This is a genomic window from Peribacillus sp. CSMR9 (assembly GCF_033141925.1).
GTDB lineage: Bacteria > Bacillota > Bacilli > Bacillales > DSM-1321 > Peribacillus > Peribacillus simplex_A.
The window spans coordinates 46211-65949 of the sequence record NZ_JAOPHO010000022.1 but is presented as its reverse complement, the minus strand read 5'-3'; the positions used below and the strand labels follow the sequence as shown (position 1 = coordinate 65949).

General features: G+C 42.1%; 21 protein-coding genes. 14 read left to right on the top strand and 7 right to left on the bottom strand.

Annotated features, from left to right (window positions below):
- Positions 1-36: 36 nt before the first annotated feature.
- The 3 genes from N9I19_RS12480 to N9I19_RS12470 all read left to right on the top strand — a co-directional run bounded on the left by N9I19_RS12480 (position 37) and on the right by N9I19_RS12470 (position 1646).
- Positions 37-717, top strand: coding sequence for a uracil-DNA glycosylase (locus N9I19_RS12480; RefSeq protein ID WP_317777955.1), 681 nt, complete (start codon positions 37-39; stop codon positions 715-717).
- A 270-nt stretch (positions 718-987) separates the two neighbouring features.
- Positions 988-1251 carry a YwdI family protein gene (locus N9I19_RS12475; protein ID WP_317777953.1) on the top strand — a complete coding sequence of 88 codons (264 nt, stop codon included), beginning with the start codon at positions 988-990 and terminating at the stop codon, positions 1249-1251.
- 26 nt (positions 1252-1277) lie between these two features.
- The gene (locus N9I19_RS12470; protein ID WP_061466320.1) at positions 1278-1646 is read left to right on the top strand and encodes a DUF423 domain-containing protein; all 369 of its coding nucleotides are present in this window, start codon (positions 1278-1280) and stop codon (positions 1644-1646) included.
- 121 nt (positions 1647-1767) lie between these two features.
- Here N9I19_RS12470 and gerQ read toward each other — a convergent pair whose 3' ends face one another.
- Positions 1768-2271, bottom strand: a complete 504-nt coding sequence (gene gerQ / locus N9I19_RS12465) for a spore coat protein GerQ (protein WP_317777952.1) — start codon at positions 2269-2271, stop codon at positions 1768-1770.
- Positions 2272-2694: 423 nt separating this feature from the next.
- Entirely contained in the window at positions 2695-3444 is a 750-nt protein-coding gene (hemQ, locus tag N9I19_RS12460; RefSeq protein ID WP_061465782.1) for a hydrogen peroxide-dependent heme synthase, read from the bottom strand.
- Positions 3445-3700: 256 nt separating this feature from the next.
- On the opposite strand from hemQ, the gene pta reads away from it, so the two are divergent.
- Together pta and lipL are read left to right on the top strand one after the other, a co-directional pair.
- Complete coding sequence (gene pta, locus N9I19_RS12455) at positions 3701-4687, top strand: phosphate acetyltransferase (RefSeq protein ID WP_317777951.1); 987 nt, start codon at positions 3701-3703, stop codon at positions 4685-4687.
- A 34-nt stretch (positions 4688-4721) separates the two neighbouring features.
- Entirely contained in the window at positions 4722-5570 is an 849-nt protein-coding gene (gene lipL / locus N9I19_RS12450; protein ID WP_317777950.1) for an octanoyl-[GcvH]:protein N-octanoyltransferase, read from the top strand.
- Positions 5571-5826: 256 nt separating this feature from the next.
- On the opposite strand, the gene N9I19_RS12445 is transcribed toward lipL, so the two are convergent.
- Positions 5827-6573 (bottom strand): RsfA family transcriptional regulator, encoded by a 747-nt coding sequence (locus N9I19_RS12445; RefSeq protein WP_317777949.1) that lies wholly within the window; start codon positions 6571-6573, stop codon positions 5827-5829.
- Positions 6574-6864: 291 nt separating this feature from the next.
- Here N9I19_RS12445 and N9I19_RS12440 point away from each other — a divergent pair, with 291 nt between their 5' ends.
- The 3 genes from N9I19_RS12440 to N9I19_RS12430 all read left to right on the top strand — a co-directional run bounded on the left by N9I19_RS12440 (position 6865) and on the right by N9I19_RS12430 (position 9172).
- The gene (locus N9I19_RS12440; RefSeq protein WP_048683566.1) at positions 6865-7086 is read left to right on the top strand and encodes a YuzB family protein; all 222 of its coding nucleotides are present in this window, start codon (positions 6865-6867) and stop codon (positions 7084-7086) included.
- Positions 7087-7322: 236 nt separating this feature from the next.
- Positions 7323-8630, top strand: a complete 1308-nt coding sequence (locus N9I19_RS12435; RefSeq protein ID WP_061465776.1) for an HD domain-containing protein — start codon at positions 7323-7325, stop codon at positions 8628-8630.
- Positions 8631-8662: 32 nt separating this feature from the next.
- Complete coding sequence (locus N9I19_RS12430; protein WP_061465774.1) at positions 8663-9172, top strand: YwgA family protein; 510 nt, start codon at positions 8663-8665, stop codon at positions 9170-9172.
- 28 nt (positions 9173-9200) lie between these two features.
- On the opposite strand, the gene N9I19_RS12425 is transcribed toward N9I19_RS12430, so the two are convergent.
- Entirely contained in the window at positions 9201-9386 is a 186-nt protein-coding gene (locus N9I19_RS12425; protein WP_061465772.1) for a 2-hydroxymuconate tautomerase, read from the bottom strand.
- Positions 9387-9532: 146 nt separating this feature from the next.
- Here N9I19_RS12425 and N9I19_RS12420 point away from each other — a divergent pair, with 146 nt between their 5' ends.
- Together N9I19_RS12420 and N9I19_RS12415 are read left to right on the top strand one after the other, a co-directional pair.
- Positions 9533-10189 carry a site-2 protease family protein gene (locus N9I19_RS12420; protein ID WP_089362111.1) on the top strand — a complete coding sequence of 219 codons (657 nt, stop codon included), beginning with the start codon at positions 9533-9535 and terminating at the stop codon, positions 10187-10189.
- Positions 10190-10227: 38 nt separating this feature from the next.
- Positions 10228-10737 carry a YwhD family protein gene (locus N9I19_RS12415; RefSeq protein ID WP_089362042.1) on the top strand — a complete coding sequence of 170 codons (510 nt, stop codon included), beginning with the start codon at positions 10228-10230 and terminating at the stop codon, positions 10735-10737.
- A 148-nt stretch (positions 10738-10885) separates the two neighbouring features.
- Here the strand turns inward: N9I19_RS12415 and N9I19_RS12410 are convergent, their stop codons facing one another.
- The gene (locus tag N9I19_RS12410; RefSeq protein ID WP_317777948.1) at positions 10886-12955 is read right to left on the bottom strand and encodes a transglycosylase domain-containing protein; all 2070 of its coding nucleotides are present in this window, start codon (positions 12953-12955) and stop codon (positions 10886-10888) included.
- Between the two features lie 207 nt (positions 12956-13162).
- On the opposite strand from N9I19_RS12410, the gene speE reads away from it, so the two are divergent.
- The 4 genes from speE to argS all read left to right on the top strand — a co-directional run bounded on the left by speE (position 13163) and on the right by argS (position 17274).
- A complete protein-coding gene (speE, locus tag N9I19_RS12405) occupies positions 13163-13990 on the top strand; it encodes a spermidine synthase (RefSeq protein WP_061465766.1) in 828 nt (275 codons plus the stop codon).
- Between the two features lie 13 nt (positions 13991-14003).
- On the top strand, positions 14004-14882 hold the full coding sequence (gene speB / locus N9I19_RS12400; RefSeq protein ID WP_061465765.1) for an agmatinase: 879 nt from the start codon (positions 14004-14006) through the stop codon (positions 14880-14882).
- A gap of 277 nt (positions 14883-15159) precedes the next feature.
- Positions 15160-15600 carry a YwiB family protein gene (locus tag N9I19_RS12395; protein ID WP_317777947.1) on the top strand — a complete coding sequence of 147 codons (441 nt, stop codon included), beginning with the start codon at positions 15160-15162 and terminating at the stop codon, positions 15598-15600.
- A 3-nt stretch (positions 15601-15603) separates the two neighbouring features.
- Positions 15604-17274: an arginine--tRNA ligase gene (argS, locus tag N9I19_RS12390; protein ID WP_061465760.1), complete on the top strand. Its 1671-nt coding sequence runs from the start codon at positions 15604-15606 to the stop codon at positions 17272-17274.
- A 48-nt stretch (positions 17275-17322) separates the two neighbouring features.
- Here the strand turns inward: argS and uvsE are convergent, their stop codons facing one another.
- The gene (gene uvsE, locus N9I19_RS12385) at positions 17323-18276 is read right to left on the bottom strand and encodes a UV DNA damage repair endonuclease UvsE (RefSeq protein ID WP_317777946.1); all 954 of its coding nucleotides are present in this window, start codon (positions 18274-18276) and stop codon (positions 17323-17325) included.
- Between the two features lie 27 nt (positions 18277-18303).
- Complete coding sequence (gene cls, locus N9I19_RS12380; RefSeq protein ID WP_317777945.1) at positions 18304-19506, bottom strand: cardiolipin synthase; 1203 nt, start codon at positions 19504-19506, stop codon at positions 18304-18306.
- Between the last annotated feature and the right edge of the window lie 233 nt (positions 19507-19739).

The window sequence follows — 19739 nt, the reverse complement described above, 5'->3', positions numbered from 1 at the left end:
AATATAGTTTCAAAAAGTGGAAAGGGGCTGTGGCAAATGGAAAATCAATTATTAACAAATGATTGGTGGCCTCTATTGGAAGAGGAATTCAAAAAAACATATTACAAGGAGCTAAGGGGATTTATAAAGCAGGAGTACAGTCAGCAAGTCATTCACCCGGATAAGGATGATATTTTCAATGCGTTTCACTATACTTCTTATAAAGACGTAAAGGTTGTCATCCTTGGACAGGACCCTTATCATGGCCCGGATCAAGCACATGGCCTTAGTTTTTCAATTAAGCCGGAGGTTCGCATCCCACCTTCTTTAAGAAATATCTTTAAAGAGTTACACACTGATCTAGGACATGAAGTTCCTGATAATGGTTACCTTGTTGAATGGGCGGACAAGGGAGTGCTACTATTGAATACCATCTTGACTGTCCGCGAGGGAGAGGCTCACTCACACCGCGGAAAAGGGTGGGAAACCTTTACGAATCAAGTTATTCGCCTATTGAATGACCGTCCGAAACCGGTTGTATTCATCTTGTGGGGGAAACCTGCCCAAACTAAAATCCCCTTGATTGATGAAACCCGTCATAAAATCATTAAGTCCGTCCATCCGAGTCCATTGTCGGCCTCCCGTGGTTTCTTTGGCAGCAAACCTTTTTCCAAAACAAATCAATTGCTGATGGAAATGGGGGAATCTCCAATTGATTGGAAAATCTCGAAGCGATGATTGGGGCGAGAAAACGGAACGGGTTAATTGTATAGCGTGCAGTCATTTCTATATAACTTGGGATCCCAATTTTCCGAAGGGCTGCCGTGCTTTTCAATTCAAAACACCAAACCTGCCCTCCCTTGATGTCTTTCGTTCTTCAGGACAGCCATGCTTGAAAATTCAATCCAAGCCAATTAAAAAGTAGGGAATATGCAAGGTGTTTTCTTCTCTGATTTTTGCTATGCTAGTTATGAAAGTTTTGACCTGTATATAGACGAGGTGGTAAAGTTGGATATTTCATCAAGACAAATGTTAAATAAAATCGAAGAGCTTGTTTTGAAAGCGAAACAGGTAAATTCAGAGGATAAGGTACAGGGGTATGTAATCGCCATTAAATCCCTTTGCGAGGTAATGGTAGATGAAAAAGCTGGGAACATCAGCATTCCAAACCCTAACCAAATCACATTGACCCAACCCGTTATGTCGGCTACATCGAATGTAGAACCGGTTAAAATGGATGAGGCAAATGGGGAGTCCTTGTTCGATTTTTAAATTAGGGAAGGGAAGGCGAAAAAATAGTGAAACTGTTCATCATTTTAGGTGCATTGAATGCGTTTATTGCTGTAGCACTAGGTGCATTCGGTGCACATGGACTAGAAGGAAAGATTCCTGATAAATATTTAGAAATATGGAAAACGGCAGTTCAATATCAAATGTTCCATGCTGTGGGTTTATTAGTGCTCGGTTTATTGGCTGGGAAGATTTCAAGTCCGCTAATCAACTGGTCCGGCTGGCTTATGCTAATAGGAATCATCCTGTTTTCCGGAAGCCTATTCGTTCTAAGCGTTACGCAAATCAAAGTCCTGGGGGCCATCACTCCACTTGGCGGTGTCTCATTCTTGGTTGCTTGGGTCCTAATGGCCATTGCTGCATATAAATACTTGTAATGAAGGCAGCTGACCTTCTTAGGTCAGCCTTTTAAGATTCCATTTTGGAAAAAAGGTCATCCCAATAAAGAAGAGCCTCAGAATCAAATAGATTCTGAGGCTCTTCTTTATAGAATTTTCTTCACCTTGGCGAATAGGTGGCAAGCCCAGCGCCTCCAAATGGATACTCATATTCGATTTCTTCATCGAAGGTTATATAATCTAAGTATACCATCGGGATTAAGAATCGTTTTCCTGTTTGAGGGTCGCTAATGATCAAATGATCGCGCCCTGCAGCCTCGATGATTCCTTTGAAGATCTTTGCATTCCATTCCTTGTTGTTTTCAAAGGTGGTATAAACAGTGACTAATTTCCCTTTATTCAAACGCAATATGTTCTCGATGTACGATGCTTCGACTGGAAGCATGCCAGGTACCTGTGGTCCGGAAGTGGCTGGATTCATCGGCATGGGCACTTGTTGTGGAGTACCTGCCTTAGTGGGCAGTTGTGGCTGGTATGATGGCTGTTGGTATGCTTGTTGCTGGTAAGGAGCCTGCTGCTGCCGCGGGTCAAACTCATTGTTTTCATAGGGGTAATAGGGGCTTCCGCCGTACGGGTAATTACCATAAGGGTTATTTTGTGACATTGCATTCCCTCCTAAAAGGTTTATTGGATTTTGTGGAATTTGGACAATCCGAGAATGTGGACTGGGAGAAACAGTGCGATTTATAGCGACCGGTAGTATTGTATTTGTTTACGGCTGTTCTGGACAATCCCCGGGTGGCTTAAAAAACCACAATGAATTTTAAGTGATACTTAACGGTTGCGTTCATGATTCAGGTCATATCCTCTTGTCGGCTAATGAATAGAAGTAACGTTCCTTCACCTCGCTGGAGTCAGGAATTGCCTTGGTCAATTTTCCTGATGCTGAATGGACTGTAAAAAAAATAAATTCATCACTATTGAAAATGTATGGGATGTGCATTGGATTTATTCCATAGCCGGGGAAAAATAAAAGGGAGGGGACGCAAAAAGAAAAAAAGCTTCCGGAAACCGGAAGCCCATCGCCTTATACGTATAAGAAAGAAGTAACGTTTTCTTCCGGCAGGATATTGCCTACAAAGAAAGAACCAAATGCAGCGTAACGTGCACTCACTTCATCAAAACGCATTTCATAGATCAATTTTTTAAATTGAAGGACATCATCTGCGAATAGTGTAACGCCCCATTCATAATCGTCAAAACCGACAGAACCGGAAATGATCTGTTTTACTTTGCCTGCATAACTGCGGCCAATCAAGCCGTGTGAACGCATTAAGCCTTTGCGTTCTTCCATGGAAAGCATATACCAGTTGTCATCTCCATCACGACGCTTGTCCATCGGATAGAAGCATACATGTTTCGCTTTTGGAAGTATCGGATAAAGTCTAGAACGAACATGAGGGTTCTGATAAGGGTCCTCACCATCTCCACCTGCTAAGTAATTGCTTAATTCCACGACGGAAACGTATGAATAAGCGGGAATTGTATATTCGGCTAGCTTCGTTTTGTTGAATTCGTTTTCAATTGCATTCAATTCTTCCATGGTCGGGCGGGCAAACATAAGCATGAAGTCCGCTTTCTGACCAACGATGGAATATAGGGCATGGCTGCCTTCATTGTCACTTTGTGTCATATTCCATTTATCCAGTAAACCTTGGAATTCTGAAATAGCTAATTGGCGTTCGTCACTTGATAACGTTTTCCAAGATGTCCAGTCGATCAAACGGAAATCATGTAAACAATACCAGCCGTCCAGTGTTTGTGCTGCTTCACTCATTTCGATTCACTCCTAAGTCTTTTAATAACTTTAAATATACCATAGTTTCAGTATAAGGAAATTTATATCAACCCGCAAACACCATCACTGTTTTTCGGTGTTCAAACAATTTTCAAATTTGCGGATTGGGAAGGACCAAAGTGGCTGGAATTTACCTGGCTGCTAGAGTATTCTTAAAAGAAGACGACTAGAAGTTTACCGAATGGTTAAATATAGGGAAAACAGGGGAAACGTATCTGAAAAGGAGGATGAGCCAGTGAGTGATTTATTTGAAATATTGGAATCGAAAGTTATGGGGCATAATTTAAAGATCGTTTTTCCAGAAGGATTGGATGAACGGATTTTGGGAGCGGCAGGCAGGCTTGCCAAAGCGAAACTAGTGACACCAGTATTGATCGGGGATATCGGGTTGATTCAAGAGAAGGCGAAAGATTTAAAAATCTCCCTTGATGCAATCGAAATATATGATCCGAAGAATTATATCATGATGGATGAAATGGTTGAAGCGTTCGTGAAGGTCCGTGACGGTAAAGCTACTGATGTACAAGCACGGGAAATCTTAAAGGATGAGAACTATTTTGGAACCATGCTCGTCCAAATGAAACTGGCACATGGAATGGTGAGTGGTGCAACGCATTCGACTGCCGATACGGTACGTCCTGCCCTAAGGATCATCAAAACAAAGCCAGGCGTCAATAAAACATCGGGCGTATTCATCATGGTCCGGAACGAAGAAAAATATGTTTTCGCGGATTGTGCGATTAATATAAACCCTAGTTCTCAGGACCTGGCTGAAATTGCTATAGAAAGTGCGAAGACTGCACTAATGTTCGATATCGAACCGCGTGTGGCGATGCTGAGCTTTTCTACGAAAGGGTCGGCAAAATCCCCCGAGACCCTAAAAGTCGCAGATGCTGTCGAATTAGCAAAAGAAATGGATGCTCAAATCATTCTGGATGGGGAATTTCAGTTTGACGCGGCATTCGTTCCTTCGGTAGCAAGAAAGAAAGCACCGGATTCTCTTATTCAGGGGGATGCGAATGTTTTTATTTTCCCAAGTCTCGAAGCAGGGAATATTAGCTATAAGATGGTACAGCGCTTGGGTGGCTTCGAAGCGGTCGGTCCGATCCTTCAGGGGCTGAACCGTCCTGTAAATGACCTTTCGAGGGGATGCAGTGAAGAGGATGTATATAAACTGGCTGTCATTACAGCGGTACAAGGGTTTGTGGCGCAGTATCAATAGGCAGCATGAGGATTAAATGTAGAGGGAGATTCATATGAGTGAAACAGATTCATTATTAATGCAGCAAGAGTGGCGGGTTATTGATCAATCTTCCGTTGGACCTCAGTTTCCTGCTCTGGAGTCCTTTGCGATGGATGATACATTTTGCACTTCCGTAGGTTCAGGTAAATCAGCGGCAGTGGCCAGAGCGTGGGTACACCATCAAACCATCGTAATGGGTATACAGGATACGAAGCTGCCTTTTCTTAAAAAGGGTTTGGAACATTTAGAAGAGCGGGATTATCAGGCCATCGTACGGAATTCTGGGGGGCTCGCAGTCGTGTTGGATGAAGGGGTCCTTAACTTTTCGCTCATCTTTCCTGAAAACGATCAGAAAATTGAAATCAATCGTGGATATGATGCAATGTGGGAGCTTGTCCAATTGATGTTTTCCGATTTCCAAGTCAATATGGAGGCAAGGGAAATCGTCGGCTCATATTGTCCTGGAAGTTATGATTTAAGTATAAATGGGCAAAAGTTTGCCGGTATATCCCAACGCAGGATTCGCAATGGCGTAGCTGTTCAAATCTATTTATGTGTCAATGGAAGCGGGGCTGAACGTGCAAGTCTCGTGAAGGGTTTTTATGATGCAGCTAAAGGAAATTCAGAAACGAAATTCGCCTATCCTGATATCGACCCTTCGGTAATGGCGTCCCTTTCAGAATTGTTGGGGGTGCAATTGAGCGTTCAGGACGTGATGCTCAGATTCCTTCATGTATTGAAGGCACATAGCGGAAGGATATTCTCTGACACTCTTTCTGTTGAAGAATGGCCGTTGTATGAGGCATATTTGAAAAGAGTGGTAGAACGCAACGATAAGGTATTCGATTCATTAAATGATTGATTTGCAAAAAGCCGTTCCAGTAAGTCAGGAACGGCTTTTTGCATTTAATACGACTTTAGCATTCACTGAAACTGTGAAAGGGAATGTATGATAGGTAGCAGAGATATAATCAACGAGCGTTTTTAGACGATTTTATTCCTTTTTCTTGGAACCATGAAAAAAAGAGCCTTGTTTAGGCTCCTTCTTTCGGATGAACTTTGGTGATTCGGCCATTGGCATGTGGTTGATCTATGTAACTGAACCCCACATTATCTTATTACTCAGCCATTTTTTCCAAATTGCCATTCCGGTCCATCTTGAACTTAGTTGCCGGACGTTCCTCTTCCTCTAACAAGACCAGCTTCCTTGCCCGATTCATGATATTCATCAAAGTTTCATAATCTTCCTGCATCAAGCCGCTGTTTTGTTCAAGGTGGCTGATTTTATTCTCCAAATCTTCGTTTCGCTTTTTCAGCCCTTTGATTTCAAGCTTCAATCTTTCATTTTCGGTTTTTAATATTTCGGCTTGAAGCATACGGCCGTTCATAGATTCCAAATAGGCGATGACGGTATCAAGGTTCATGGCCTTTTCCAAAGTCACAGGAGTGTGCTGTGGTTTAGGGGGGAGTGCTTCAGCCACAACGAATTCTTCTGCTGCTTCATAATTGGTAGTATCGACTTCGGATTCCAACTCTAGTTCCACTTCTTGTTCATGAGGAACCATTATGTCAGAAATTGTAGGGGACGGCGGAGTATAAAGAAGCCGTTTTTTCCCTCCTTGATCTTTTCCAAGAATCCTTTGCCGCTGCTTACGCTGTTTCTTGGCAAGGGATAGCGCTTTGTCATAATTATGGCGGACAACAGCATTCCAGCGGAATCCGCATGCGGCAGAGGTGCGATTCAACTTATCCCCTACCTCTTCAAAAGCATTCAGCTGAGTGCTGCCTTCCCGCACATGGCGCAATACCGTTTCTGCCAAAAGCAAATCATCTTCTTCTGTCCAGGCATCTTGACGAACCTTCATTTCTACATACTCCCTTTCTGGTAACTTTTAAAATAAACAACTATATAAAATATCGTGTAGCAGGATTAATGGAGTGCTCTACTAGCATTTTGGACAAAATCTGGATTTTTTATACAAAAAGGTTAAAAGGATACTAGTTTTTTGATGAATTACATCATTTGCTAGCGGCGGCCCCTTCTTTTTCACATCATCCAGCCCTCTTGATATTCATAAGTAGAAACGGTAAAATACCCTTTAGTTATATAAATGGAATGAAACATAGTTTGTCATGGAAAGGATGGTGACCGGAGGATGTCCAATGAATTCAGAGTGTGCGATGACTGCTTGGCGGTAAACATTAAAACATTAATCCCCCGTCTTGAAAAGCTTGATCCCGACGCGAAAATCGAAGTGGGCTGTCAATCCTATTGCGGTCCTGGCAGAAAGAAGTCTTTTGCCTTTGTCAATAACCGTCCAGTTGCTGCACCGACAGAAGACGAGTTACTAGATAAAATCAATAAAAAACTAAAGTAGGATCCATGATATATAGGTAGAGTGGATTATTTGCTTTTGATAAATGGAACAAGCAATCATCACCCAGATTCAACACACTGCGGTGATTTTTTATTTCCTTATTTTCGAAACAAAACCAGACTGAAACTTCCGTTTTCTTACAAAATGACCCCTCTTACTAGCAAGGTGGAAGTTAGGTTTTTTTGTCAAAACACGCTATAATGTGTGCATCGAGATTATGAAAAAGAGGGTAGTTCATGGAATATTCCGCCGAAAAATTACAAGAAGAAAAAGTATTCAAGGACCCTGTGCACCGATATATACATGTTCGTGACCGGGTTATATGGGATTTAATAGGGACGAAGGAATTCCAGCGGCTTCGAAGGATCAAACAGCTGGGAACGACTTATTTAACCTTTCATGGTGCGGAACATAGCCGGCTTAGCCATTCGCTTGGAGTATATGAGATTGTCCGGAGAATCGTGGATGATGTTTTTGAGGGAAGACCGGAATGGAAACCTGAGGAACGGTTACTATCCTTGTGCGCAGCCCTTCTGCATGATTTAGGTCATGGTCCTTTCTCTCATTCTTTTGAAAAGGTGTTTGACCTGGATCATGAGCAATTCACGCAGCAGATAATCCTCGGCGATACGGAAGTGAATAAGATCCTCCTTAGAGTTGGGCGTGATTTTCCTAAAAAAGTGGCAGAAGTCATTGCGAAAACCTATAAAGGCAAATTAGTAGTCAGCCTGATTTCAAGTCAGATCGATGCTGATAGAATGGATTATTTACAGCGTGATGCCTACTTCACTGGCGTGAGTTATGGACATTTCGATATGGAAAGGCTTTTGCGTGTAATGAGGCCAAGGGAAGAACATGCCGTCATCAAACAAAGCGGGATGCATGCGGTTGAGGATTATATCATGAGTCGCTACCAAATGTATTGGCAGGTTTATTTCCATCCAGTTACGAGAAGTGCGGAGGTCATACTTACCAAGATCCTACATAGAGCGAAACATTTATATGAATCCGGTTATGAGTTTGCCCAAGAACCGAACCATTTTTATTCATTGTTCAAGGGAGAAGTGACTTTAACGGACTATTTGAAAATGGATGAAGCGGTGATGCTCTATTATTTCGAAGCATGGGAAGAGGAAAACGATGCGATTTTAAAAGATTTATGCACTCGCTTCGTTAACCGTAAACTATTTAAATATGTGGAATTCCATCCATCGAACAGTCAGATGAACAGGTTGATGGAATTAAGGACGCTTTTCAAGAAGGCAGGTATCGATCCGGATTATTATCTTGTCGTCGATTCTTCATCAGATTTGCCGTATGATTTTTACCGGCCAGGTGAGGAAGAGGAGAGGCTGCCGATTCACTTGCTGAAAAATAATGGCGAAATTCGTGAATTATCACGTGAATCCGAAATTGTCGATGCAATTTCAGGGAAAAGAAGAACGGATCATAAGTTGTACTATCCAGCAGATTTATTGCGTGATGAATCTACGAAGAAAAATATAAAAAAACAAATTCGTAAGCTTTTGGAGCTATCGGATTAAAGTGGTACATTTTTGGTGAGGAGTGACGAGCCTTGTTTAAGGATCATGCAAACATTATCAATGCAATTTCTACTGCCGGTGAAATCTCGGGTCGAAAAAAATTACAAAAAATCGTTTATATCGCGAAGAAGCTGTCCTTCCCATTTCATGAAAAGTTTCAGTTTCACTTTTATGGACCGTATTCGGAGGAGTTGACCTTACGGATTGAAGAGCTCTGCGAAATGGGTTATTTGAATGAAGTAAGGGAAAAAAAAGCAGGCTATTATCAATATTGTTATTCGATAACGGATGCCGGCCAGGATTTCCTATCCATACAGGAAGTGGAGATGCCGGCACTTGAGGGATGCTTACTCGATATGAACGAACAGAATGCCCGGTTTTTGGAGCTAGTTTCAACGGTGTTATACTTTGACACGCTAGAAAAAGAGGAAGTCACCGAGAAAATTTTCACGCTGAAAAGCAAACAAAAATATACGCTTGAAGAAATTGATGGGGCATATGAATATATTGAGCAGTTAAAAACAAAAGCTAAGCCGAATTGATGGCTTAGCTTTTACCATTATGTAAATCTTATTGATCGCTTTTACGGACACCGGCTACTGCTAAATGATTTTTTGACATTTCTTCAATGAAAATCGTCACGGCTTCAGCTGGTGCTCCAGTTGTTTCCGTAACGGCTGCCGTCACCTTTTCGACTAAAGCCTTTTTTTGTTCGTCTGTACGGCCTTCAAGCATTTTGACTGTTACATATGGCATCTCTCATTCCCCCCTTCCTCTCTTATCTTGTAGTGTTTCACAATGGAAAAGTAATTGCAAGATGTGGAAGTCAGAGTTTTTTCACTTCTTGCTCTTTTGATGTATACTAACGGTAATAAATATTGGGGGAGAAGCTATTGGACCAAATAGAAAGATTTTTAGCTTATAGGTTGGAAGACCTTCCATATGTCATTGTGTCACTGTTAATCGCCTTTACGGTTCATGAATTTTCCCATGCTTATGTAGCCTATAAGTTCGGTGATCCGACAGCTAAAAATGAAGGAAGAGTCACATTGAATCCGATTTCTCATTTGGATCCGATCGGAACATTGTTGATATTAATAGCTGGATTTGGTTGGGCTAGGCCTGTACCGGTTAATCGTTTTCATTTCAAGAATCCAAAATTGGCAGGAGTGCTCGTCTCTTTTGCCGGCCCGTTCAGTAATTTGCTTGTTGCAATTTTAGGGTATTTAATTTTTTACGGATTACTGGCGGCAGGCGTTGGACCTGATTTACCGTTTTTCATTCAGCCATTCTTCGAGATGCTCATCAACTTAAATATCCTTTTGTTTGTATTTAATCTGATACCGCTGCCGCCGCTCGATGGTTATAGGATCGTACAGGATCTTGTTTCAGCTGATTTGCGGGCAAAAATGACCCAGTATGAACAATATGGCTCCCTGATTTTTTTGATTCTGATCATCACACCGCTAAGCCGGTATACGATTAGCCCGATTTTGAACAATGTTGTGCCATTGGTAGGCGGCGCCTTGAATCAGTTCTTTACACTTTTGCTTTTTTAAATTATATGGAATGACAAACGATAAAGGGGGATACAAACATGGAAGAACAACCAAAGAAAAAGGTAGGCTTCAATATTATAAAAAACGACCCTACAGAAGGTCATGGCGGATATGGAGCAGGGGTTTTGACGCTCGATAATATCTCTCCGGTCATCATCGATGTGGATGCAGGTGAAGCCGAGGTCGATATCGGCGCGATGCATGCAAGGAGTGCAGTGGAAAAAGGGATTAAGTTTTTAAAGACTAAAGAGGAGGTCCCGAATGCCAAACCTTACTGGCTTGTTTGGGTGACCATTGAAGCCACTCAAAATGGTCCGCACTATGCAGGTGTGACAGCGTGTGAAATGATGGTCGACCGGTCAATTAGACGCGGTTACAAATCCCTTCCGGAGCATGTTAACCGGATGGATAAATCGCTTAAACGGCATATCATCGTCGAGGACATGGACGATAAATCAAAACGTATACTTGCAGACTTCCTGAAAAACCATGATGCAGGAATGTGGGAGCGCTCTTCAGCAAAGCTCAAGGAGTCATTGACGGTTTGAATTTGATTTAATGGATGAAATGTTAAGTTTAGTGAAAAATGCACTTGTAGGAAACGGATAAAATCAGTAAACTTAAAGACAGCAGTTTAGACACTGTGGAACTAGGACAGAAAAACCCCGAAGCCGCTACCGGCTTCGGGGTTTTTCGTTATCCCCATGGTTTTAAGACTTTTTTATACCACGGGGACTTTTTTTGCTCTTCTTCTTTTGGGGCATGTTTCGGACCCTTACCCTTAAAGTGCTCGGCACAGTATTCGACAGGTTCAGTTCCTTTAACATAATAAGTCAGTCTTGAGACAGGACAATCCTTTGTTGCCAATTTTCCGCTTGCGGGATTCACGTTTACCCCGATTACGTTTTTCGTTTCCTTAAACGATTTTGCCGGTTTCCCCTGTAGGCCCTTTTCCATATAGGAAGCCCAGATTTTCTTAGCATAGCTTTTTTCAGCGGGGATCTCGATCTTTTTCCCTTGATCATACCCAGTCCATACTCCAGCTACAAGCTCCGGTGTGTAACCGATCATCCAACTATCCGTCGGGGTGGAACCTGATTTGCCGGCATATGGGCGGGTCAGCTGGGAGTTGATGGTGCTGCCAGTCACTTTCGTATAGCCATTTAAGGTTTCATCGAAAACCCCTGTAAGCATTTGAGTCATGACAAATGCCTTATCCTCATCCAAAATCTGTTCTGGTTTCTTATTTTCATCAAAAATCACTTCACCTTTTTGACTTTCAACCTTTTTGATAAACACGGGTTCAACTTTCTTGCCACCGTTAGCCAGAATGCTGTATGCGTTCACCATTTCAATCGCCCTTACACCTGACGTACCGAGTGCCAAGGACGGAACTGCATCCATTTTCGCCGTGATGCCGAAACGATGCGCCGTATCGACCAATGTCTGTTCCCCAAGGAACAAGTGCGTTTTTACGGCGAAGATATTATCGGAAAGAGCTATGGCCTGGGCCATCGTGATTTCGCCTTCCGCATATTGATGGTTGTAATTATGCGGTGTGTAAGATGAGTGACCATCATCGAAAGAAAATGTAGTGGTCTCGCATTTTAAGGTGGTAGACGGTGTGAAACCGTTCTCCAGCGCTGAATAGTATAGCAATGGCTTAATGGTGGAACCGGGCTGGCGAACGGCCTGCGTAGCTCGGTTGAATGGCGACTCCGCGTAATCTTTACCGCCGACCAGTGCACGGACCTCCCCGGTGTCCGGATCCATTGCAACTATCGAGGCTTGGATCCCTGAAGACTTGGGTATGATATTGGAGAGAACTTTTTCGGCAGCATCCTGCTGGGTTTCATCCAGTGTTGTATAGACCTTAAGCCCGCCCAGCTCGATCATCCGGTCATCTAAATGAAGCTGTGATTTTAAAGCCTGCTTGACTGCATCCTGGAAATAGGGAGCGGTTTTATTTGTAACCGTTCCGTGCTCACCCTTTAATGCAAGGGATGTTCGCAACGCTTCTGCGATATTTTGTTCTGAAATGTAGTTTTTGTTTTTCATGGCTTGAAGGACAACTCTCTGCCTTGATTTCGCTTTTTCAAAATTATCCAATGGAGAATAATTTGACGGCCCTTTTGGTATTCCCGCCAGCATGCTCGCTTCAGGAAGGGTCAAATCCTTGGCATCCTTGCCAAAGTAATATTGACTTGCAGCTTGGGCCCCATATGCACCATGGCCATAGTAAATCGTATTTAAATAACCTTCTAGAATATCCTTTTTTGAGTAATTCATTTCTAAACGTACCGTATAAAAGGCTTCATTAAATTTACGCGACCACGTTTTGTCATGACCAAGAAACAGGTTCCTGGCATACTGCTGGGTAATGGTGCTTGCGCCCTGGACTTTGGACATTGCCTTAATATCCGCAAGGATGGCACCGCCGATCCGTTTTATATCAAATCCATTATGAGTGTAAAATTGACGGTCCTCAACAGCGACAGTCGCTTTGATGAGCTGTGGTGAAATCGAACCCAGCCCGGCCCAATAACGTTTCTGGCCATTATCGGTTTCGCCGATCACATTTCCATTATCACTATAGTAAAGAGTGGACTGCGGCACGACCAAAGGAGGCGGACCTAATATTTTTGCATAAATCAGTAAAGAGAGAAGCAATACAAAGAGTATCGTGAGCCCGATTGTGGCAAGGATAATGAAGGCCCGTACATATTTAGTTGTCCTTTTGAATCGTTCGCTTGGAATCAATTCCATTGCTTTCACCTCTCTTATCAGAAAAGAATCTATTATCTATTACTATTATGGAAAAAAAAGAAATTTTTAAACATAAGAACTGCATTTATGAAATTTATCTTGCAATTCTGCTAGATTCGTCTATAATTTTTCTAGCTAATGACTATAACGATTTTGGGGAACCTATTAGGTGACTGACAATATGAAATGGAAAAGGAGCGTTAATAAATGAGCATTTGGTTTACTGAAAAACAAACAGAGAATTTTGGTATTACGATGAAAGTGAATCGTACTTTACATACGGAGCAAACTGAGTTTCAAAAGCTGGATATGATTGAAACGGAAGAGTGGGGCAATATGCTATTGTTGGATGACATGGTAATGACTTCACAGCGCGATGAATTCGTTTACCATGAGATGGTAGCCCATGTTCCTTTATTTACTCATCCTAATCCAGAAAACGTTTTGGTTGTAGGAGGAGGGGACGGAGGAGTTATCCGTGAAATCCTTAAACACCCAAGCGTAAAAAAAGCTACATTGGTTGATATCGATGGGAAAGTTATCGAATACTCAAAGATATTCTTGCCTGAAATAGCAGGCATGCTTGAAGATCCGCGTGTAGACGTACAAGTGGGGGATGGCTTCATGCACATCGCCAAAAGTGAAAATGAATATGACGTGATCATGGTCGACTCGACTGAACCTGTTGGACCTGCTGTCAATTTATTCACTAAAGGTTTTTATGCCGGGATTTCCAAAGCTTTGAAAGAAGATGGGATTTTTGTGGCACAATCAGATAATCCTTGGTTTAAGGCAGACTTAATTCGTGATGTACAACGTGATGTGAAAGAAATATTCCCAATCACTAGCCTTTATTTAGCGAATATCCCGACGTATCCAAGCGGCCTTTGGGCGTTCACCATCGGATCAAAAAAATATAATCCATTAGAAGTGACAGAAGACCGTTTCCATGAAATCGAAACGAAATATTATACAAAAGAACTTCATAAAGCAGCTTTCGTCCTGCCTAAATTCGTTCAAGACCTAGTGAAATAAGGGGGGCATGACAATGAAATTCGATGAAGCCTATTCAGGCAATGTATTCATTAAAAGCCATCCCGTTTTTGAGGAATCTGAAGCTGTGCTATACGGTATGCCGATGGACTGGACGGTAAGTTTCCGTCCGGGCTCTCGCTTTGGCCCTACCCGGATTCGTGAAGTTTCGATTGGTTTGGAAGAGTACAGCCCGTATTTAGATCGTGAATTAGAGGAAGTTAAATTCTTTGATGCAGGGGATATTCCATTACCATTCGGTAATCCGCAGCGCAGCATCGATATGATTGAAAAATTTGTCGACAGCGTGTTGGATGCAGGTAAGTTCCCAATGGGGATGGGAGGGGAACACCTTGTCACATGGCCTGTCATTAAAGCTATGTACAAAAAGTATCCCGATATGGCCATCATCCATATGGATGCCCATACAGACTTACGTGAGGACTATGAGGGCGAGCCGCTTTCCCATGCGTCCATCATCCGTAAATCTGCGGAACTTATCGGTCCGAAAAATGTATACTCTTTCGGCATTCGTTCCGGTTTGAAGGAAGAATTCCAATGGGCAAAAGAAAACGGCATGCACATCTCTAAATTTGAAGTTCTTGAACCTCTGAAAGAAGTACTGCCGCAGTTGGCAGGTCGTCCTGTATATGTGACGATCGACATCGATGTTCTAGATCCTGCACATGCGCCAGGAACAGGCACCGTAGATTGTGGGGGCATCACTTCAAAAGAGCTTTTAGCTTCGATTCATGAGATAGCCCGTTCTGAAATTAATGTAGTCGGCTGCGATTTAGTTGAAGTGGCACCGATTTATGATCCATCCGAGCAAACGGCGAACACGGCGAGCAAGCTGATTCGCGAAATGCTTTTAGGTTGGGTACAAAAAGGTTAATGGATGGAAGACTTGACTGTTCCTGTTTTTTAGCAGGGATGGTCTTTTTTTCATCCAATCCGGAAAAGAATTTTACACCTGATGGACTCTTTTTTAATAATTCCACCCCAATGAGTCATTCTTGCGTTAAAATCAAATGAATTGCTACAATATGATTTTGCAAGTTTATCCTCACTTTATTGGATTTACACTTTATTTTCCCGCTCCAAGTTGAAACTTCCTTGAAGAATATTTATACTTATAAAGTTAAGAACGACATGATGAAGGAAGTGTAGCTTTGACTCTTCATGATATAGATAAGCATACTATTAAAGTGACTTTACAGACAAAAATCAAGCACGGCTCAGAAACGGAAACGTATGAGCTGGTCACTTTTGGTACAAAAATGTATAAAGGTTCAGACTTATATTTGCAATATAAAGAGGAAAATGAAGCCGGTCAAACACAAACGACCATCAAGCACAAAACGGATGAAACGATCCTGCTTAGAAATGGTGCCATTAAAATGAGGCAGCTTTTCCGCTTGCAGGAAGCGACAAATGGACATTATGAAAGTATATACGGCAGGTTAGGGTTACGGACGACCGCGAAAAAAATTCATCATCAATGGGATGAGCAGTCCAGACAAGGGAAACTTGTCCTTAAATATACGTTACATATGCAGGGAAGCGAACCCGGTCAATATGAGATGACGATTTCCTATAAGGAGGAAGCATAGCACATGAATATAGTAAAAGAGGTACAGGAAAAACTGAAAGAAGAAATTAAAGCGGCAGTCATTAAAGCTGGTTTAGCAACGGAAGAGCAGATTCCAAACGTTGTATTGGAACTTCCAAGAGATAAAACACACGGAGATTATTCCACGAATATGGCCATGCAATTAACGAAGATTGCAAAGAAAGCACCAAAAATGATAGCGGAAGCAATCATCGAAAACTTTGACAATTCAAAAGCATCCATCGAAAAAATTGAAATTGCTGGTCCAGGATTCATAAACTTCTACATGAATAATTCTTATTTGACAGAATTGATTCCAGTCATTTTGAAAGTGGATGGAGCATATGGGGAAAGTGACTTTGGAAAAGGCGAAAAAGTCCAAGTGGAGTTCGTTTCAGCGAATCCGACCGGTGATCTCCATCTCGGCCATGCCCGCGGTGCAGCAGTGGGTGATACGTTATGTAATATCCTGTCTAAAGCAGGTTATGATGTTTCACGTGAATATTACATCAATGATGCAGGAAACCAAATCAATAATTTGGCCTTTTCCATCGAAGCACGCTATTTCCAAGCACTTGGCCTCGAAAAGGATATGCCTGAGGGTGGTTATCATGGCGAAGATATCATTGGCATCGGTAAAACGCTTGCCAGTGAATATGGGGATAAATTTGTAAATGCCGATGAAAAAGAGCGTTTTGAATTTTTCCGAGAGTACGGCTTGAAATATGAAATGGAAAAACTGAAAACAGACTTGGGGAATTTCCGTGTCGGATTTGATGTATGGTATTCCGAAACTTCCCTATATCAAGACGGTAAGATTGATGAAGCACTCAAAGTGTTGAGGGAAAGAGGCCATGTCTACGAGGAAGATGGGGCTACATGGTTCCGCTCTACAGAATTAGGCGATGATAAAGACCGCGTGCTTATTAAACAGGATGGGTCCTACACATATCTGACACCGGATATTGCCTATCACCGTAATAAACTGGAGCGCGGCTTTGAAACGTTGATCAATATCTGGGGTGCGGACCACCACGGCTATATACCGCGTATGAAGGCAGCGATTGAAGCATTAGGATACAAACGCGAGCAGCTTGAAGTAGAAATCATCCAGCTTGTTCACCTGTATAAAGACGGCGAGAAAATGAAGATGAGTAAGCGTACCGGTAAAGCCGTCACGATGCGTGATCTTATTGATGAAGTGGGTCTGGATGCAACACGTTATTTCTTTGCAATGAGAAGTGCGGATACTCATATGGACTTCGATTTGGATCTTGCGGTATCACAATCCAATGATAATCCGGTTTATTATGCGCAATATGCTCACGCCCGTATTTCCAGCATTTTACGCCAAGGTGTGGAACAAGGGATCAGCTATGAAGGGGTCACTGATTTCTCGGCCCTTTCTACTGAAAAAGAAGTGGAGCTTCTGAAGAAATTAGGTGAGTTCCCGCAGGCAATAGCGGAAGCTGCCGAAAAACGTATGCCTCACCGCATGACGAATTATATATTCGACTTGGCTTCTACATTCCACAGTTTCTACAATGCCGATAAGGTTTTGGATGTTGAAAAGATGGAAAGAAGTAAGGCACGTCTAGGACTGGTCAAATCCGTCCAAATTACTTTAAAGAATGCATTAGCTATAATCGGGGTTTCGGCGCCGGAAAAAATGTAAAGGAAAAAGCGTCTGTTTCTAACGAAACAGACGCTTTTTTTAATTTGATTAACACTCGATGGCACCTCCGCATACCCTTTTTACACCACGTACCTTAGCTATATCTTCAATCAGCTGCAACATCGCCCGGTCCTTCATCTTGGCTTCAATCATGAAATCCACGTCTTGTCCAAGTCCCTTAAGCACTTTAAAAAGGGGCATGATGAATTCCAAATCGATATAATCAGCATGCGAGCGAAATTCACCTGCCGATTTCGGGGATGAAATATGAATCTTTGGTACCGCCCCTGCCTGACTCCAAGTGGTGAACACCTCGGTGAGCAGCTCGTTAAGAGGCTCAGTTGAAAGGTTTGCGAGATGGTGGTGGTAATCAAAGACAAGTGGAATGCCTTCCTTCTTACATACACTCAGGGTTTCTGATGCTGTATAGGTTTTATCATCATTCTCCAAGGTCATTCTTTCCTTGACGTGGATAGGAAGCGATTTAAGATTGTCATGAACCCTTACTATGGCGGAATTTTTGTCACCATAGGCTCCGCCGACATGGATATTGATAAAAGAAGAGTCTGCAATGCCCATTGCATCAAGCATTTTATAATGGAACTCCATATCTTTTACGGCATTTTGTGTAATCTCGGGTTTAGGGCTGGTAAACAGCGTAAACTGATTGGGATGGAAGCTAATCCTCATCTTATGTTCAGAAACCCAATCTCCAAGCTGTTTCCACTCTCTTCTAAAAGGAGTGACGAAATCCCATTCTATTTCGGGATGCGTGGCTAAAGGAACAATTGAACTGGACATCCGGTATATTTCTATTTGGTGGGCCGTGTTATATTGAAGGACCCTTAAGGTATTTTCAATGTTCTGCCTAGTCACACTCAGCAGTTTTTCCATCCCTTTTTCCGTGCCAAGTGTGCTATATCGCTTGAAAGTAAGTGTCTTAGCTGGAGAAGCTTCCCATAAACAGGTTGCGTTGGATACAAATCCAAATCTTATTTTCATTATATTTTCTCCTTGAACAGCGGGATTTCAAAGAAAAGGAGAAAGGACGGAGGCCAGCGATTCTTTCGCTGATCGGACAACATTCATGGAGGAAAGCGCGTCACTGCTTAATGGCTTGGATTCAGCTAGGTCCACCGCCAATTCCTTTTCTGCATCTGCTATAAATGCCCGGTCAAATACCAGACAATTGATTTCACTATTTAAAAAAAGGCTGCGTTTATCAAAATTAGCCGTACCGATATCACAGATTGTATCATCAATAAGTATCACTTTAGAATGGTAGAACCCTCTTTGGAATTGCATGATTTCAGCCCCATCTTTTAATAGTACCCGGAAGTAGGGAAAGGATGCTTCTTTGACAAGGGCATGGTCTGATTTTTCAGGTACGATGACCGTTACGGAAACATTGCGTGCAAGGGCCTCCCTTAATTCTTGAAATAGAGTTTCACTGGGAATGAAGTATGGAGTCCCGATGATGATTTTATTATTGGCTTGCTGAATCATGCGTGCTAAGGACTGTTCAAGATCACTTCCATTCGTGACAAAAACCTGATGTACCTGCGACCCGGGAGTCAATGTCGGGAAATAGGCAGGTGTTACCCTGTGATCCTCGTTTGTATCATAGAACCAATCCGAGAGGAAGACTTCCTGCAGGTCCCTTACCCCCTCCCCGGTCATTTTCAAATGATAATCCCTCCAAGGGTTGAGCTTTTCCCCTTGGTTAATATACTCCTTACCGATATTAAAGCCCCCAAGATAGCCGATTTTGCCGTCTATCACAGTAATTTTTCGGTGATTTCTTTTTTGTATTGTATAGAAAAGGAAAGGAAGTTTCGGTTTAAAGCTAAAAGAAAAATGAACCCCGCTTTTAGTTAGCTCCTGAATGGTTTTGCGGGAAATCTTTTTACTTCCAACCCAATCTACTAAAAGTCGCACTTCCACGCCCTCTTCCGCTTTTGATTGCAGTAACTTCAAAAAATCCTTGCTGAATTTATCATTTTTCACAATATAAAAAAGGATATGGATGGAATGCTGGGCTCGCTTGACTTCTTTCATAAAATCATCAAACAGGATTTTTCCTGATGTGAATATAGTCATGTCACTGTTCCGAGGCGGGTATTTAATGTTGGTTGCCTGCTTCATATAACGCTTATGCCCTAACTTAAGATCAACCCAGCACCAAGTGAAGATCAATAAAAATATAGAGGCAATCGTAGTGATAATCTTCAAAAAAAATCCCCCCTAAATGATTTCATTTAGTTTGGCTCAAATTCCCTGTTAGTAACCATTAAAAAGCGGGGAAAGGAACCTCATTTTTTTTAGAATACAGAAGGGGAAATTAACGGAATTGTCGAACTATACAATAAGGTGTAGAAAAATCAAATATGTTTTTAGAAGAAAAAAGTTGACTGAATGCTCATTCATTATATAATGGAGTTAATTAAATTTCAGAAAAATGCCAA